The sequence below is a fragment of the Helicobacter sp. 'house sparrow 1' genome (assembly GCF_900199585.1).
GTDB lineage: Bacteria > Campylobacterota > Campylobacteria > Campylobacterales > Helicobacteraceae > Helicobacter_H.
On record NZ_FZQY01000004.1, the window covers coordinates 368,697 to 384,087 of the forward strand.

The following is a 15,391-nucleotide window of genomic DNA, read 5'->3' on the forward strand; positions in this document are numbered from 1 at the left end:
TAGGTCTTTAGTAATAAGGAAAAAGAGTGTTTGTAGATTGTGTGGATATTTTTATTTTTAGTGGTAAGGGCGGTGCTGGTGCAGTGTCCTTTAGGCGTGAGAAATTTGTCTTAAATGGTGGCCCTGATGGCGGAGATGGCGGAGATGGCGGAGATGTATATTTTGTCATTGATAATAATGCAGATACGCTTTCAAATTTTAGGGGGAAGAAGCACTATAGGGCACAGAATGGACAACCAGGGATGCCAAAAAATTGTTCAGGAAAAAGGGGTGAAGATTTAATCATCAAGGTTCCTGCAGGAACAGTTCTTTATGATGTCGATACAAATGAAGTAATTTATGATTTTACAAATCAAACCCAAAAGGTAAAAATTTTAAGTGGAGGTAAGGGAGGATTTGGTAATGCAAGATTTAAAAATTCAATCAACCAGCGCCCAACCTATGCGCAAAGTGGTCTAGCAGGAGAGCAAAGGCATATTAGATTAGAGCTTAAATTAATTGCTGATGTGGGGTTAGTTGGATATCCAAATGTTGGAAAATCTACACTCATTGCAACACTATCAAATGCAAAACCAGAGATTGCAAACTATGAATTTACTACTCTAATTCCAAATCTTGGAGTTGTGGATGCGGATGGTTATCAGTCTTTTGTGATAGCAGATATCCCAGGCATTATTGATGGAGCAAGTGAGGGAAGGGGTCTTGGAATAGAATTTTTAAGACATATCGAAAGAACTAAATTTTTACTTTTTGTAATTGATGTAACAAATTATCGCAACCCTTTTATGCAATATCAAAATCTCAAAAAAGAACTACAAAATTTTTCAAGCAGTCTCTATGAAAGAAATTTTGGAATTGTTTTAAGTAAGGTGGATAGCTTGGAAAATGAAGAAATATTAAAAGAATTTTTCCAAGAAGTAGGTTGTGAATATACAAAAAAAAGACTTTTTGATTGCTCTAGTGATTATGGTATTTTTATTCAAAAAGAAGATTCAAATAAACCCTGTTTTATTTTACCTATTGCATCAGTTACACATCTAAATCTTAAGACATTAAAACATCTTATTTTTGGGGCATTAAAAGGCTAACTTTTATTTAATATTTAAGGTGATGAGATGAAAGTTTTATTTATGGGAACCCCTCTTTTTGCAAAGATAATTTTAGAACAACTTCTTTTGGATTCTCAAAATTTTCAGGTGGTAGGACTTTTCTGCCAACCTGATAAACCATTTGGAAGAAAGCAAGAGCTAAAAGCCCCAGATACAAAAGAATTTTTAAGTCAAAACTATCCTAATATTCCCATATTTCAACCCTCAAACCTTAAAGAAGAATCCCTTCATCAAATCAAAGAATTAAATCCTGATGTGATTTTGGTGGTAGCATATGGAAAAATTTTGCCAAGAGAGTTTCTAAGTTTTAGATGTATAAACATCCACGCCTCCATATTACCACAATATCGTGGGGCAAGTCCTATTCAAGAAATGCTTTTAAATAATGATAAACTATGGGGTGTGAGTGCAATGCAGATGGAAGAGGGACTTGATAGTGGAGATATTTTAGGATTAAGTATTATTCCTAGTAATAACAATCAAGATCTTTCAAGTTTGAGTATTGAACTTGCAAATATTGGTGCAGATTTAGTAAAAGAAGTGTTAAATAATCTAAATAGGATTAAGCCTCTGGCGCAAAATCATGCTCAAGCAACCTATTGTAAAAAAATTAAAAAAGATGCAGGTAAAATAGAGTTTTTAAATGCAAGAGAGATTGTTTTAAAATATAGAGCATTTGGAACTTGGCCTAGTATTTTTTTAGAAAATGGATTGAAGCTTTTTGATGTTACATTAGGCGATGTGAGTAAGGAATATAAAAAGGGAGAAATTTTACAGATTCAAAAAGACTTTATAGAAATAGGCTGTCAAAAGGGGAGTATCAGGGTTGGTAGTTTGCAGGCTCCAAATAAGCAAAAAGTAAGTGCAAGTGCTTATGTGATAGGCAGGAGATTTAGTGTTGGGATGATTTTAGAGTAATGGAAATAGTTTTTTTTGATACCTTAGAATCCACACAGACTTTTTTATTACAAAAGCTTCAAGAAAATATTTGTGTTGTTGCTTTGAAACAGACAAATGGTATTGGAAGTCGTGGAAATACTTGGGAGGGTGTAGAAAGTGGGCTTTACTTTTCATTTTGCCTTTCTTGTGCTTCCTTGCCTAAAGACTTAAAAATACAAAGTGCCTCAATATTTTTTGGTTATCTATTTAAAGAGATTTTATGCGAAGAAGGTTTTGATATATGGCTTAAATGGCCTAATGATCTTTATTTTGGAGAATCTAAGATAGGTGGAGTTATTGTCAATTATAAACAAGATAAAGTTGTATGTGGGATAGGTTTAAATTTTAGAAGTAAAAAATTTGCAAATTTAGGCATAGAACTTGATAAAAAAAAACTTTTGAATAAATTTTTTGAAAAATTGAAAAATACTTTGGAATGGAAGCAAGTTTTTAGAAAATATAAGTTAGAATTTTATAGAAGTTCAAAGTTTAGTTTTCATCAGCAACAAAATCAATTGTCTTTGAGTAACGCGCAATTGCTAGAAGATGGTTCTATTTGTGTTGATGAAAAAATTTTTTATAGTTTAAGATGATGGAGTGAGATATGGGTGAGATTATTGCTGTAGCCAATCAAAAGGGAGGCGTTGGTAAAACAACAACCGCTGTAAATTTAGCCGCATCTCTAGCTTTAGCAGAGAAGAATGTTTTATTGATTGATTTTGATCCGCAGTCTAATGCTACTACCAGTCTTGGTTTTCGTCGTAGTGATATAGAGTTTGATATTTATCATGTTTTAATGGGAAGTAAAAAGCTATCTCAGATCATCCGAGAGACTGAAATGCCTCATATGCATCTAGCTCCTTCTAATATTGGTTTAGTGGGACTTGAAAAAGAATATTATGATAAAAAGACAAGTGGTAGAGAACTCTTACTTAAAAAGGGTATTCAGGAAATACAAGAACTTTATGATTTTATTATTATTGATTCTCCTCCTGCACTAGGGCCCCTAACAATCAATGCTTTAAGTGCAGCAGATTCTGTGATTATTCCAATACAATGTGAGTTTTTTGCACTTGAGGGCTTAGCACAACTTTTAAGCACAGTAAAGCTTTTACAAGAATGTATCAACCCAAAATTAAAAATAAAAGGATTTTTACCAACCATGTATTCCACCCAAAATAACCTTTCAAAACAAGTTTTTGCAGACTTGTCTCAGCATTTCAATACAAAGCTTTTTAAAAATATTAACAATGGTGAGAGCAGTTATGTAATCATTCCAAGAAGTGTTAAACTTGCAGAATCACCAAGCTTTGGAAAGCCTATCTTACTTTATGATGTAAAATCAAATGGTAGCATTGCTTATCAAAATTTAGCCCAATCTATTTTGTGTGGTGCATAATGGCAAAAAAATCTTTAGGTAGGGGGCTGGATGCAATTTTAGGTGATGTGGAACAGGCCTATAAAAATAATATGAGTGATCATAAGGACTTGATTGTTGAATTAGATATCAATCTTATTAAAACAAATCCTTATCAACCTAGAAAAACTTTTCAAGAAGATGGTATCAGAGAATTATCACAATCCATATTAGAACACGGGTTGTTGCAACCTATCATTGTGTATCTAGATGAGAATAAAGAATATGTTTTAATTGCTGGTGAGCGTAGATTGCGTGCAAGTAAAATGGCACAGAAAAAGACTATTAAGGCAATTATTGCAGAGATTGATCTAGCCAAACTTAGAGAGTTGGCACTGATTGAAAATATTCAACGAGAAGATTTAAATCCTATTGATTTAGCAAAATCTTATCAAGAGTTATTGCAGGACTATGGAATCACACACGAAGAGCTTGCACAAAAGATAAAAAAATCAAGAACACAAATTACAAATACTCTAAGATTATTAGCCCTTTTGCCAGAGATTCAAAAAGCTCTAGTAGAAGAAAAGATTTCTCAAGGCCATGCAAAAGTTCTTGTAGGACTTAATGCTGAGAATCAAAAATTGATGTTAGATTCTATTTTAGGGCAAAAGCTAAGTGTCAGAGATACAGAGAAAATGTCTCAGAATTTAAAAGCCAATATAAAAAATCCCACTATTAATAAAAAAGAAAAAAGTGATCTTAAACTTCAAAAATTGCAAGAAATTTTGATTGATAAAAATTTTAATGCAAAGATACAAAACAATAAAATTTTAATAAGTTTTGAAAGACAAGAGGAGATAGAATCTCTGCTTTTGTTTTTTCAAAAATAAGCTTAGATTAAGATTTTTTTGTTAGAATCTAGGCATCTTAGCATTTAGGAGAAGGTAATGTCTGTAGAAGCAGAACTTAGTTTGCGTCTTATGGCATTGGTTTTTGTGGTCTTTTTGGCAACTTTATATTTGCTGAATATTTGGCTTTTTAAACCGATGGTTTTATATATGGAAAAGCGTGACAAATCTATTAATGATGATGTCCAAGAAATTAGGAATAGTGCAGATGAAGTGGAGCTCATTACAAAAGAGATAAATGAGATTTTAAATCAAGCACGGATTGAGGCAAAGCAAATGTTAGATAAGGCTTCAAATGATGCCAAGGTTGTTTGTGAAGCCAAAATAGCAAGATATAGATCTGAAAATCAAGCAAAACTTGAAGAGTTTCGTAACAAACTTCAAGCACAAAAGCAAGATTTAAAAAATTCTTTATTACAAGATAGGGCTATTTTTCAAGATGCCTTACAAACAAAACTACAAACAATCTAAGGAGTGGGGGAATGAAGATTATTATAAGTTTTTTTCTACTTTTTTCTACTTTAGTATTTGCAACAGCTGTAGATCTTAGTCAAACAGATATGCTTGAAAGGACAATCAATTTTGTAATTTTTATTGCTATTTTGTGGTATTTTTTTGCAGCTAAAGCAAAAGATTTTTTTGCTTCAAGAAGAGAAAAAATTGCAGAGCGTCTCTCTGAAGTTCAGGAAAGATTAAAGGTAGCAAAGAATGATAAAGAGCACGCATTAAGAAAGTTGGAAGAAGCCAGAGAAAAGGCAAATGAGATTCTTGAAGTAGCCAAAAAAGAGGCTTATGTGATTGCTCAAAAGATTGAAGAACAATCTAGTATTGATATTGAGACGATGAGAAAAAACACAGAGGTGTTGATGGAATTTGAGCAGAGGAAGATGCAAAAAGAAGTGGTAGAGGAAGTTTTACACGAAGTATTCTCTCAAAATCAACTCAATACTGCTGAATACATTAATATCCTTGAAAGAAAGGTAGTGTGATGTTAAATACGATAGCAAAGAGATACGCAAAGGCTGTGCTAGGTGTTTTGGATTCTAAGGAGTTAGAAACTTTGTTACAAAAACTTGAAATTATCCTATTTGCTCTAAAGGAAGCAAAGTTTCTTGATATGATGGAATCCCCTTATATTGATTTTAAGACTAAACAAAAGATTTTATTTGATATTGCCAAAGTAGATGAGGAAAAAATCCAAAATTTACTAAGTCTGATTTTAGAAAATAAGCGTATAAGAGTTTTACCCTATCTTTATGAAGAACTACAATACTTCCTAAATGAGAAAAATAAGACTTATCAGGGTGTTATTTATGCTAAGGAGATGTTAGATTCAGAGTCTGTGGCTAAAATTCAAAATAAGCTTGCAAAGCATCTTAATGTTACACTGGAGTTGAGTTGTCAAGAACTTCAAAGAGATGAAATCTCTCTAGTGGTTCAAGGATTGGGTGTGGAGATATCTTTTTCTAATCAGAGATTTTTAGAAGGCTTAAAGTCTCATATTTTAAAGGCAATTTAAATTCGTTATATAAAGGAGAGAGAAGTGGTAAAGTTAAAACCAGAAGAGATTAGTAATATAATTAAAGAAAGAATTGAAAATTTTGATATTGAGGTAGATATTGCACAAACGGGCAAGGTTATAGCTTATGCAGATGGTGTTGCAAAGGTTTATGGCATTAAAGATGTTATGTCCTATGAGATGGTAGAGTTTGAAACAGGTGACAAGGGATTGGCATCAAACCTAGAAGAAGGTAGTGTTGGTGTTATCGTTTTGGGATCTGGAAAAGATATTAAAGAGGGAGTTTCGGTTAAAAGACTTGGTAAGCTAATGAAGGTCCCTGTTGGAGATGGTGTAGTTGGTCGTGTAATTAATGTTTTAGGAGAGCCAATTGATGGAAAGGGTGCAATTGATGCAAAGGAATATCGCTTTGTAGAGCAGAAGGCTCCAGGGATTATGGAGAGAAAGTCTGTCCACGAACCTTTACAAACAGGATTAAAAGCTGTGGATGCTCTTGTTCCTATTGGAAGAGGACAAAGGGAATTAATCATTGGTGATAGACAAACAGGTAAAACTACAGTAGCAGTGGATACAATTATTAATCAAAAAGGTCAAGATGTTATTTGTATTTATGTTGCAATTGGTCAAAAAGAATCTACAGTAGCTCAAGTTGTTAGAAAGCTTGAAGAGCACGGGGCAATGGAATATACTGTTGTAGTTAATGCATCAGCTTCAGATTCTGCTGCGATGCAATTTTTAGCACCTTATACAGGGGTAACTATTGGGGAGTATTTTAGAGATAATGCAAGACATGCTTTAATTGTATATGATGATTTAACTAAGCATGCTGTGGCATATCGTGAAATGTCCTTAATCTTAAGAAGACCACCAGGTCGTGAAGCATTCCCAGGAGATGTATTTTATTTACACTCAAGACTTTTAGAAAGAGCTGCAAAAGTTAGTGATGCAAAAGGAGCAGGATCTCTTACAGCACTACCTATTATTGAGACACAAGCAGGAGATGTGTCTGCCTATATTCCTACAAATGTAATTTCTATTACAGATGGACAAATCTTTTTGGAGACGGATTTATTTTTCTCAGGTATTAGACCCGCTATCAATGTAGGTCTTTCTGTATCGCGTGTTGGTGGTGCAGCACAGATTAAAGCAACAAAGCAGGTAGCAGGTACTTTAAGGCTTGATTTGGCTCAATATAGAGAGTTGCAAGCCTTTGCACAGTTTGCATCAGATCTTGATGAAACAAGTAGAAAACAGCTTGATCGTGGGCAAAGAATGGTTGAAATATTAAAGCAAGAACCTTACTCTCCATTGCCAATTGAAAAACAAGTTGTAATTATTTATGCTGGTTCAAAAGGATTTTTAGATGATATCGCAGTGGATAAGGTTGTAGCCTTTGAAAAAGGACTTTATAGTTTTATAGAATCCAAAAAACCAGAGATTTTTGAGAATATTCGCAATAAAAAGGCACTGGATTCTGAAATTGAGTCTTCCTTGCAGGCTGTGATTGAAGAATTTAAAGTGAGTTTTGGTAATTAAAAATGGGAAATAATTTAAAAGAAATCCGTAAAAAGATTACGAGTGTTCAGAATACACAAAAGACAACTCGGGCAATGAAACTAGTTTCAACTTCAAAGCTCAAGAAAGCCGAAGAAATGGCAAGACAATCTAGGCTGTATGCACAAAAGCTTAATGAAGTTTTTGATGATTTAGTTTCTAAGATTCATTCAAGAGGACTAGATAGTATCAATTCAAAGTATTTTTTAAAGTCAAAAGACAGAAAAGTAAAGGTAATTGATATTATCGTAGTTACATCAGATAAAGGACTTTGTGGTGGATTTAACGCAGTAACCATTAAAGAGGCAATGCGACTTAAGGCACACTACCAGTCTCAAGGAATTGAAGTTAGGATTCGAGGCATTGGCAAGAAAGGGATTGCATATTTTACTTTTAATAATGTTGAAGTTTTGGATAAGGTAGTGGGACTTTCTGCATCTCCAAGTTATGAAGCGGCTTCACAATTTATTTTTAATGTTGTGGAAGATTTTTTAGAAGATAGAACGGATGAGATTATTATTTTGCATAATGGATTTAAAAATATGCTTTCTCAAGAATTAAAGTCTCGTGCTGTTTTACCTTTAAATCTTGATGTCTATAAAAAAGAAGTAGAAAATGTAAATCTATCAATTGAGCCAGATGATGAGGAGGATAAAGTTTTAGAAGATTTAGCAAAGAAATATTTTGAGTTCAATATGTATTATGCATTGATTGATTCATTGGCTGCTGAACATAGCGCTAGAATGCAGGCAATGGATGCTGCGACAAATAATGCTGGAGAACTTGTAAAGAATTTGACTATTTCTTATAATAAGGCAAGGCAAGAGGCGATTACTACAGAGCTTGTAGAAATTAATGCTGGTGTAGAGGCGATGAAATAAAAATACAGGAGTAAAAATATGAAAGGAAAAATTACACAAGTTATAGGTCCAGTTATTGATGTGGATTTTGATGGTTATTTACCAGCAATTAATGAAGCATTAGATGTTAAGTATAGCGTAGAGGGTGAAGAAAAAAATCTCGTTTTAGAAGTTGCAGCCCATTTGGGTGATAATCGTGTGAGAACGATTGCAATGGATATGACAGAAGGCCTCACGCGTGGGCAAGAAGTTGTAGCTAGAGGCAAGATGATTGAAGTACCTGTTGGAGAGCAAGTGCTTGGTAGAATTTTCAATGTAGTTGGAGAAGTGGTTGATGGTGGAGAGCCTCTTAAAGATGTTCAAACTTGGCCAATTCATAGAGAAGCTCCAAATTTTGAGAGTCAATCCACAAAAACGGAAATGTTTGAGACAGGGATTAAGGTGATAGATCTTCTTGCTCCATATTCAAAAGGTGGTAAGGTTGGTTTATTTGGGGGAGCAGGTGTTGGAAAAACAGTTGTGATTATGGAATTAATCCATAATGTTGCCTATAAGCACAGTGGCTATTCTGTATTTGCTGGAGTAGGCGAGAGAACAAGAGAGGGAAATGATTTATATCATGAAATGAAAGAAGGAGGAGTTTTAGATAAAGTTGCTCTATGCTATGGTCAAATGAATGAGCCACCGGGGGCAAGAAATAGAATCGCTTTTACAGGTCTTACAATGGCGGAGTATTTTAGAGATGAAAAGGGACTTGATGTTTTGATGTTTATTGATAATATTTTTAGATATGCTCAATCTGGTGCTGAAATGTCTGCACTTTTAGGAAGAATACCATCAGCAGTAGGTTACCAACCTACTCTTGCGAGTGAGATGGGAAGACTGCAAGAGAGAATCACTTCGACAAAGAAAGGTTCTATCACTTCTGTTCAAGCTGTTTATGTTCCCGCAGATGATCTTACAGACCCAGCTCCTGCTTCTGTTTTCTCGCATCTTGATGCAAAGACTGTTTTAAATAGAAAGATTGCAGAAAAGGGAATTTATCCTGCAGTGGATCCTTTAGATTCTAATTCAAGAATCTTGGATCCTCAAATTGTTGGTGAAGAGCATTATAAAGTTGCAACAAGTATTCAACAAATTTTGCAAAAATACAAAGATTTGCAAGATATCATTGCAATTTTGGGTATGGATGAATTATCAGAAGAAGATAAGAAAGTTGTTGAGAGAGCAAGAAAAATTGAGAAATTTCTTTCACAACCATTTTTTGTTGCAGAAGTATTTACAGGGAGTCCTGGAAAATATGTTACTCTTGAAGAAACTCTTGAGGGCTTTAAGGGTATTTTAGAAGGAAAATATGATCATATCCCTGAAAATGCATTTTATATGGTTGGAAATATTCAAGAGGCTGTTGAGAAAGCAGAAAAAATGAAAAGCGCCTAAGGAAAATAAATGGATACTTTGATGGTGAGTATTATTACTCCTTATGGGAAAATTTTTGATGGTATGGTGACTTCTATGACACTTCCAGGTTTTGATGGAGAGTTTGGTGTTGTAGAGGGTCATAGTGATTTACTCTCTTTGTTAAAGACAGGAACAATAGAAATTGTTAGGGGGGATCAAAGAGATTTAGTGGCAATTAACTGGGGTTATGCAAAGATTCAATCAAATCAAGTTGATGTCTTGGTGGATAATGCTGTTTTAATAAGTGAAAATAAAGGCGATATTAACTTAGCAATTCAAAATGCAAAAAAACTCCTAGAAGAGTCAAGCAATGATAAAATTGCAATCTCAAGCGTTGTTTCTAGGATTGATAAATATAGCTCAGTTAAAGGAATGTGATGTTAAGTTTAGAGGGTTTTATTCATAATAGCAGCCTTATTTCGCTTTTGGTTTTATTGTGGCTTTCAATTTACTTTATAGTAACTTTTTGGATATTTTTCTATAAGTTTTTTTTACTTAAAACAGCATTTAATAAAGAAAAAGATTCTTTGGATGCAATTTTGACAGGTAAAGCAATGACACCAAGCGATTCTCTTTTTCAAAAAATTACTAAAAAACCATCAAAAGAACTTTTGTTGGTTTGGAGATCTCAGGTTCAAAAGAGAATTTCAACAGGGTTGGTGGTATTGAGTATTATTTCTTCTACTGCACCTTTTATTGGTTTATTTGGAACTGTTGTTGAAATTTTAGATGCATTTGGGAGACTTGGAAGTGGTGGTCAGGTTGCATTTGATGTGATTGCCCCTGTGATTTCTCAGGCACTTATTGCTACTGCAGCCGGGATTTTGGTTGCAATTCCTGCATATTCTTTCTTTTTGATGCTAAAAAGAAAGGCTTATGATATTAGTGTGTTTGTTCAAATGCAAATTGATATTCTCTCGACAGAAAAAAGGACAGCAATAGATAAGGGAGTAAATATTGGACAATAATTTAATAGATTGGGAAGAAAAACCAGAATTAAATATCACTCCTTTGGTTGATATAATGCTGGTTTTATTGGCTATCTTAATGGTAACTACACCGGCAGTTGTTTATAAAGAGGACATCAGTTTACCTAAGGGTTCAAAAGCTTCAAAGGTATCTCAGGATGATAAACTAGAGATTCGTATGGATATTAATAAGAAGATTTATATCAAGGATGAAGTATATGACTACAATGCCTTTCCTGATAGTTTTAATCTTTTGGCAAATCAGTATTCAAAGACAATCAATGTATATATCCGTGCAGATAAGCAACTGGCTTACCAAGATGTTATTTATCTTCTCAAAAGCATCAAAGAGGCAGGTTTTTCTAAGGTTTCTTTGGTAACAACAAATTAATGAAAAAAAAGAGTTTTTTTTATTTAACAGGAAGCTTTTCTTTTTTACTATATTTAGCAGTGGTATTTGCAATTTTTGGAATTATTAACCTAAAAAAAGCAGATAAATTTATTATTAAAGCAGATACACAGTTTGAGCAGACCTTACCAATAGAGGCTCTTGTGATTGATGAACCTGTAGTAAAAATTCCTAAAGCTGAAGTGCAACCTGAAGTGGAAAATGAAAATAATGAAGAAGAGTTGCAACTTCCTGGATTAAAAGATCTTTTTTCTGGTATTCCTGATTGGAGTAAGGATATTGAAAAGCAAAAGGAAGAACAAGAAAAGAGAAAGCAAGAAGCACAAAGAAGGGCTTATGAAGAAAAAAAGAGATACCAAGAAATGCTTAGACAGCAACAAGAAAGCATTAAGAATTTACAAACAAGCATACAAAGTACAAATCGAGCTTTAGAAAATATTAATGCTAGTATAGATATTAAGACAGAAATACCTCCAAATCAAGATAAGGGAATCCATGATGAATGGGTAGAAAAAATCTACAAGATTTTATATGAAAACTGGGATTTTTCTTTCTATCAAAAGACAATAATTAGTGTGTTGATTACTATTACAGATAATGGAGATTTTTCCTATAAAATTTTAAGATATTCACAATATGATGAGTATAATCAAAAAATAAAAGCTGTATTAGAAAAGCTAAAGGGTGTAAAAATGCCACCATATCCTCATAAAAAATTTATAAATGTAGAGGTAAATTTTAGATCAAAGGCTCAAGATGAATAAAATATTTTCAGTATTATTATTGGTTATTTGTGTTGCTTTTGGTGCAGACGCCACGATTGATTTAGTAAAGACTATTCAAAAAATTCCAACAATTCAGGTTACTTACTTTGATAATAAAAATGCTGAGCAAGCTTTAAAAGTCTATAAAATATTATTAGGTGATTTAAATATAAGTGGTCATTTTTCTGTACAAGAGGGAAAAAAAGGGAAAATAAAACCAAACTATATGGAATTTTTAGGAAATAAAATTGACCTATTAGTTAATATTGAAGCACAGCGCAATGATGAAGGTTTTAAGATTATTGTAAAACTTTTTGATATTAATGCGCAAAACTTAATACTGGATAAAGCATATATGATTGATGATGAGAAACTTTATCCTTTTGTAGCACATAAGATTGCAATTGACATTAATGATTATATAAAAGCACCTTCTATTGATTGGATGAGAAGATATGTGGTTTTATCTACCTATGTAGGACCCGGTAGGACAAATATTATGATTAGTGATTATACCTTAACCTACAAAAAGGTGATTATTAATGATGGATTGAATATATTCCCAAAATGGGCAAATAAAGAGCAGACAGAGATTTATTACACAAAGTTTGTCAATAATATGCCTACGATTATAAAATATAATGTTTATACAGGTGTGAGCACTGAGATAGAAAAAAGTAGTGGAATGGCGGTTGTATCAGATGTGAGCCAAGATTCAAATAAATTGCTTTTAACCTTAGCGCCTATGGGAGATCCAGATATTTTCCTATTTGACACTCAAACTAAACAAAAAACACAACTTACAAAGTATAGAGGGATAGATGTTTCAGGGAGCTTTGTTGAAAATGATGGCGCAATTATCTTTGTATCAGATCGACTAGGATACCCAAATGTCTTTTATAAGAGTTTAGAAGATGGTGCGCCAGTAGAGCAGGTTGTGTATCATGGAAGAAATAATAGTTCGGTTTCTTCTCACAAAGATTATGTAGTGTACTCTAGCCGAGAAACAAGTAATGATTTTGGTCCCAATACTTTTAACCTATATCTAATCTCTACTAAGAATGATTTTATTAGAAGATTAACAGCAAATGGAATTAATCAATTACCAAGATTCTCTTCTGATGGTGGTAGTATTATGTTTGTTAAGAATCAGACAAACCAAAGTGCTTTGGGGATTATTAGGCTAGATTATAATAAAACCTTTTTATTTCCTTTGGAAAATATTTACATACAATCCTTTGATTGGTAACTTATTGACTTATTTAGCTTATTTAAATACAATCTATAGTACTTCGAATTCTTAGAAAGGGCTTAATTTGAAAAAATTTTTTTTACCTCTTTGTATGGTTATCTTATTTCTTGGTTGTGCAAATAAAGCTATTATAAGTGATGATAATGCATTAGTTGATGAGGAGACCATCCGGCCGAATATGGTTGAAGCTCCAGAGGAGACTCCTGAGCCTAAAAAAATGTTAGAAGATGGCAGTATTATAGGAAGTGTACTTTTTGATTTTGACAAATTTGATATTAGGGCAGATATGCAAGCAGTTCTTGAGAGTAGTGTGAGTTTAATTGAAGAAAATCCTGATATGAAAGTTCTTATCGAGGGAAATACGGATGAATTTGGGAGTGATGAGTATAACTTTGCACTGGGAAATAGAAGAGCTTTAGCAGTGAAGACTGCTCTAATTACAAGAGGTATTGATAAGGCTGATATAGATGTTGTTTCACTTGGAAAGACAAAACCAGTTTGCGTGGAAAAGACTGTAGAATGCTATCAAAAAAATAGGAGAGGAGATATTAGGCTATTAAAAAGATAGTCAATAGATATCTATGATAAAGAAAAGATTTTTTTTTCTATTAGTTTTTTTTGCGACATTTTTGAGTGCTGAGCCTTCGGCTTTTGAGTTGCAGAGTGGTGCGACAAAAAATGATATTAGTAATCTGCAATCCAGTAGTAAAAATTTACAGGGTATTGCTACTGATTTACAAAATCGATTAAATAGTGTTGAGCAAGCTCAAGAAGGTTTGAAGACACTTGTTGAGGGACAGAATCTAAAGATTAAAAGAATGACAGATTCTTTTATAGTCCTTCAGAATGCAGTTAGTGGTATGCAAAATCAGCTTGAAAATATGGAAGAGAAAGCAAAAGATCGCTCACAGGATATTGAGGCATTGAGAGCACAACTAGAAGCTCAGCAAGAAGAAATAAAAAAGATACAATATTCTATCCAAGAAATTAATCGGGTAATGACAGAAAATAACAATAGTATCATTCAACAATTAACTTTAATGTCCCAATTTTTGGAAAAAAATCAAAAAGAAGTTTCTGCACCCCTAACAACACCAATACCAGAGCAAGAGGAGATAAAAAAGGAACAACCACCATTGCCTGCTAAAAGCAATAAAGAAAAATTTGCCGAAGCAAAGGCTTTGGTACAGAAAAAAGACTATGATAAATCAGAGGATATTCTTAACTATCTTATCAAAGAAAATTATAAGAGCGCAGAGTGTTATTATATGCTTGGAGATATTGCCTATCGTAAAAAGAATTATAAAAGCGCAGTGGATCTTTACAAAAAAAGTGCCACAATTGATGAGAAGGCTTCTTATATGCCTATTTTATTGTGGAGGACAGCATGGTCTTTTAAATATTTAAAGGATGATAAAAATCATCAAGGCTTCCTTGATTTGCTTGCAAGGATGTATCCAGAGAGTGAGCAAGGAAAAAAAGCAATAGAAATAAAAAACAAAACCAATAAAAAGGAAGAAAGTGAACAGAATAAAGCATAATAAAATGGTATCTATTCAATATAGTGTGAAGGATAAGCAAACAGGTGATGTGATTGACACAAATCTAGAGAGTCAGCCTTTAAAGTTTTTAGTAGGTGGCGGACAGATTATCCCAGGTTTAGAGAATGCGCTACTTGATAAAAATAAAGGAGAAACTTTAGAAATTGAAGTAGCTCCAGAGGATGCTTATGGAATTTATCAGGTTGATTTTTTGCAAGAAGTACCAAGGGAACAGTTTGAAGGAATTGATCTTGTGAATGGAATGACGCTATTTGGTCAAGGTGATAATGGAGAGAGTGTTCAGGTGACTGTAAAAGATTTTAATGATAAGGTTGTAATGATTGATTATAATCATCCACTTGCAGGAAAGACATTGGTTTTTGATGTAACGATTTTAGATGTTTATGATCCTACAGAACAAGAATTACTTGGTGCATCAAATTCGCATGGGGGATGTGGTTGTGGAAGTGGCTGTGGTTGTCACTAGGGTTGATTTAATTAAAACTATTTTAAGCTGATTTTATTTTAAAAATGTTTTCCAAAATTAATACCATTTTAAGTGTTAATTTTGGTTAAGATATTTCTTAAAGATATTAGCATCTTAAAGCTTTTTTTGCTTGTGATGACAAGTTCTTATTTGTGTGGTTTTGATGTTAAGTTGATCTTAATCTATTTAATAATTTTATTCCAGTTTTCTCATTTTCAGCAGTCTATATAAGCTTAATTACAGATAATTTCAGTGGCTGT

Annotated in this window: 19 protein-coding genes; all 19 read left to right on the plus strand. The window is 33.2% G+C overall.

All coding sequences use genetic code 11. The features are described from left to right. Positions 1-26 precede the first annotated feature (26 nt). The 19 genes from obgE to C6H31_RS02310 all read left to right on the plus strand — a co-directional run bounded on the left by obgE (position 27) and on the right by C6H31_RS02310 (position 15,131). Positions 27-1,088 (plus strand): GTPase ObgE, encoded by a 1,062-nt coding sequence (gene obgE / locus C6H31_RS02220; protein ID WP_104697170.1) that lies wholly within the window; start codon positions 27-29, stop codon positions 1,086-1,088. Positions 1,089-1,115: 27 nt separating this feature from the next. Further along, the gene (gene fmt / locus C6H31_RS02225) at positions 1,116-2,027 is read left to right on the plus strand and encodes a methionyl-tRNA formyltransferase (protein ID WP_104697171.1); all 912 of its coding nucleotides are present in this window, start codon (positions 1,116-1,118) and stop codon (positions 2,025-2,027) included. Beyond that, positions 2,027-2,641 carry a biotin--[acetyl-CoA-carboxylase] ligase gene (locus C6H31_RS02230; protein WP_104697172.1) on the plus strand — a complete coding sequence of 205 codons (615 nt, stop codon included), beginning with the start codon at positions 2,027-2,029 and terminating at the stop codon, positions 2,639-2,641. Before fmt ends, C6H31_RS02230 begins: the two co-directional genes overlap by 1 nt. An 11-nt stretch (positions 2,642-2,652) precedes the next feature. Then, positions 2,653-3,447 carry a ParA family protein gene (locus C6H31_RS02235; protein WP_104697173.1) on the plus strand — a complete coding sequence of 265 codons (795 nt, stop codon included), beginning with the start codon at positions 2,653-2,655 and terminating at the stop codon, positions 3,445-3,447. Next, positions 3,447-4,298: a ParB/RepB/Spo0J family partition protein gene (locus C6H31_RS02240; RefSeq protein WP_104697174.1), complete on the plus strand. Its 852-nt coding sequence runs from the start codon at positions 3,447-3,449 to the stop codon at positions 4,296-4,298. The genes C6H31_RS02235 and C6H31_RS02240 overlap by 1 nt, the downstream gene beginning before the upstream one ends. Positions 4,299-4,355: 57 nt before the next feature. Beyond that, positions 4,356-4,787, plus strand: coding sequence for a F0F1 ATP synthase subunit B family protein (locus tag C6H31_RS02245; protein ID WP_104697175.1), 432 nt, complete (start codon positions 4,356-4,358; stop codon positions 4,785-4,787). 11 nt (positions 4,788-4,798) lie between these two features. Beyond that, on the plus strand, positions 4,799-5,305 hold the full coding sequence (locus tag C6H31_RS02250; RefSeq protein ID WP_104697176.1) for a F0F1 ATP synthase subunit B: 507 nt from the start codon (positions 4,799-4,801) through the stop codon (positions 5,303-5,305). Then, positions 5,305-5,835: a F0F1 ATP synthase subunit delta gene (locus tag C6H31_RS02255; protein WP_104697177.1), complete on the plus strand. Its 531-nt coding sequence runs from the start codon at positions 5,305-5,307 to the stop codon at positions 5,833-5,835. The genes C6H31_RS02250 and C6H31_RS02255 overlap by 1 nt, the downstream gene beginning before the upstream one ends. Before the next feature lie 24 nt (positions 5,836-5,859). Beyond that, on the plus strand, positions 5,860-7,371 hold the full coding sequence (gene atpA / locus C6H31_RS02260; RefSeq protein WP_104697178.1) for a F0F1 ATP synthase subunit alpha: 1,512 nt from the start codon (positions 5,860-5,862) through the stop codon (positions 7,369-7,371). 2 nt (positions 7,372-7,373) lie between these two features. Further along, positions 7,374-8,270 (plus strand): ATP synthase F1 subunit gamma, encoded by an 897-nt coding sequence (gene atpG, locus C6H31_RS02265; protein ID WP_104697179.1) that lies wholly within the window; start codon positions 7,374-7,376, stop codon positions 8,268-8,270. An 18-nt stretch (positions 8,271-8,288) separates the two neighbouring features. Beyond that, positions 8,289-9,689: a F0F1 ATP synthase subunit beta gene (atpD, locus tag C6H31_RS02270; protein WP_104697180.1), complete on the plus strand. Its 1,401-nt coding sequence runs from the start codon at positions 8,289-8,291 to the stop codon at positions 9,687-9,689. 9 nt (positions 9,690-9,698) lie between these two features. Next, the gene (gene atpC, locus C6H31_RS02275) at positions 9,699-10,088 is read left to right on the plus strand and encodes an ATP synthase F1 subunit epsilon (RefSeq protein ID WP_104697181.1); all 390 of its coding nucleotides are present in this window, start codon (positions 9,699-9,701) and stop codon (positions 10,086-10,088) included. Beyond that, positions 10,088-10,678 carry a MotA/TolQ/ExbB proton channel family protein gene (locus C6H31_RS02280; RefSeq protein WP_104697182.1) on the plus strand — a complete coding sequence of 197 codons (591 nt, stop codon included), beginning with the start codon at positions 10,088-10,090 and terminating at the stop codon, positions 10,676-10,678. Before atpC ends, C6H31_RS02280 begins: the two co-directional genes overlap by 1 nt. Then, complete coding sequence (locus C6H31_RS02285) at positions 10,668-11,069, plus strand: biopolymer transporter ExbD (RefSeq protein ID WP_442778067.1); 402 nt, start codon at positions 10,668-10,670, stop codon at positions 11,067-11,069. Before C6H31_RS02280 ends, C6H31_RS02285 begins: the two co-directional genes overlap by 11 nt. Then, entirely contained in the window at positions 11,069-11,851 is a 783-nt protein-coding gene (locus C6H31_RS02290) for a TonB C-terminal domain-containing protein (RefSeq protein ID WP_104697184.1), read from the plus strand. The genes C6H31_RS02285 and C6H31_RS02290 overlap by 1 nt, the downstream gene beginning before the upstream one ends. Next, complete coding sequence (gene tolB, locus C6H31_RS02295) at positions 11,844-13,100, plus strand: Tol-Pal system protein TolB (RefSeq protein ID WP_104697185.1); 1,257 nt, start codon at positions 11,844-11,846, stop codon at positions 13,098-13,100. Before C6H31_RS02290 ends, tolB begins: the two co-directional genes overlap by 8 nt. A 67-nt stretch (positions 13,101-13,167) precedes the next feature. Continuing rightward, positions 13,168-13,671, plus strand: a complete 504-nt coding sequence (locus tag C6H31_RS02300; RefSeq protein WP_104697186.1) for an OmpA family protein — start codon at positions 13,168-13,170, stop codon at positions 13,669-13,671. Between the two features lie 13 nt (positions 13,672-13,684). Further along, a complete protein-coding gene (locus C6H31_RS02305) occupies positions 13,685-14,644 on the plus strand; it encodes a tetratricopeptide repeat protein (protein ID WP_104697187.1) in 960 nt (319 codons plus the stop codon). Continuing rightward, on the plus strand, positions 14,625-15,131 hold the full coding sequence (locus C6H31_RS02310) for an FKBP-type peptidyl-prolyl cis-trans isomerase (protein WP_233709952.1): 507 nt from the start codon (positions 14,625-14,627) through the stop codon (positions 15,129-15,131). The genes C6H31_RS02305 and C6H31_RS02310 overlap by 20 nt, the downstream gene beginning before the upstream one ends. Positions 15,132-15,391: the final 260 nt, after the last annotated feature.

Coding starts and splice junctions, on each gene's coding strand:
- fmt (WP_104697171.1), top strand. CDS start 1,116: ATGAAAGTTTTATTTATGGGAACCCCTCTTTTTGCAAAGATAATTTTA.
- C6H31_RS02230 (WP_104697172.1), top strand. CDS start 2,027: ATGGAAATAGTTTTTTTTGATACCTTAGAATCCACACAGACTTTTTTA.
- C6H31_RS02235 (WP_104697173.1), top strand. CDS start 2,653: ATGGGTGAGATTATTGCTGTAGCCAATCAAAAGGGAGGCGTTGGTAAA.
- C6H31_RS02240 (WP_104697174.1), top strand. CDS start 3,447: ATGGCAAAAAAATCTTTAGGTAGGGGGCTGGATGCAATTTTAGGTGAT.
- C6H31_RS02245 (WP_104697175.1), top strand. CDS start 4,356: ATGTCTGTAGAAGCAGAACTTAGTTTGCGTCTTATGGCATTGGTTTTT.
- C6H31_RS02250 (WP_104697176.1), top strand. CDS start 4,799: ATGAAGATTATTATAAGTTTTTTTCTACTTTTTTCTACTTTAGTATTT.
- C6H31_RS02255 (WP_104697177.1), top strand. CDS start 5,305: ATGTTAAATACGATAGCAAAGAGATACGCAAAGGCTGTGCTAGGTGTT.
- atpG (WP_104697179.1), top strand. CDS start 7,374: ATGGGAAATAATTTAAAAGAAATCCGTAAAAAGATTACGAGTGTTCAG.
- atpD (WP_104697180.1), top strand. CDS start 8,289: ATGAAAGGAAAAATTACACAAGTTATAGGTCCAGTTATTGATGTGGAT.
- atpC (WP_104697181.1), top strand. CDS start 9,699: ATGGATACTTTGATGGTGAGTATTATTACTCCTTATGGGAAAATTTTT.
- C6H31_RS02280 (WP_104697182.1), top strand. CDS start 10,088: ATGTTAAGTTTAGAGGGTTTTATTCATAATAGCAGCCTTATTTCGCTT.
- C6H31_RS02290 (WP_104697184.1), top strand. CDS start 11,069: ATGAAAAAAAAGAGTTTTTTTTATTTAACAGGAAGCTTTTCTTTTTTA.
- tolB (WP_104697185.1), top strand. CDS start 11,844: ATGAATAAAATATTTTCAGTATTATTATTGGTTATTTGTGTTGCTTTT.
- C6H31_RS02305 (WP_104697187.1), top strand. CDS start 13,685: ATGATAAAGAAAAGATTTTTTTTTCTATTAGTTTTTTTTGCGACATTT.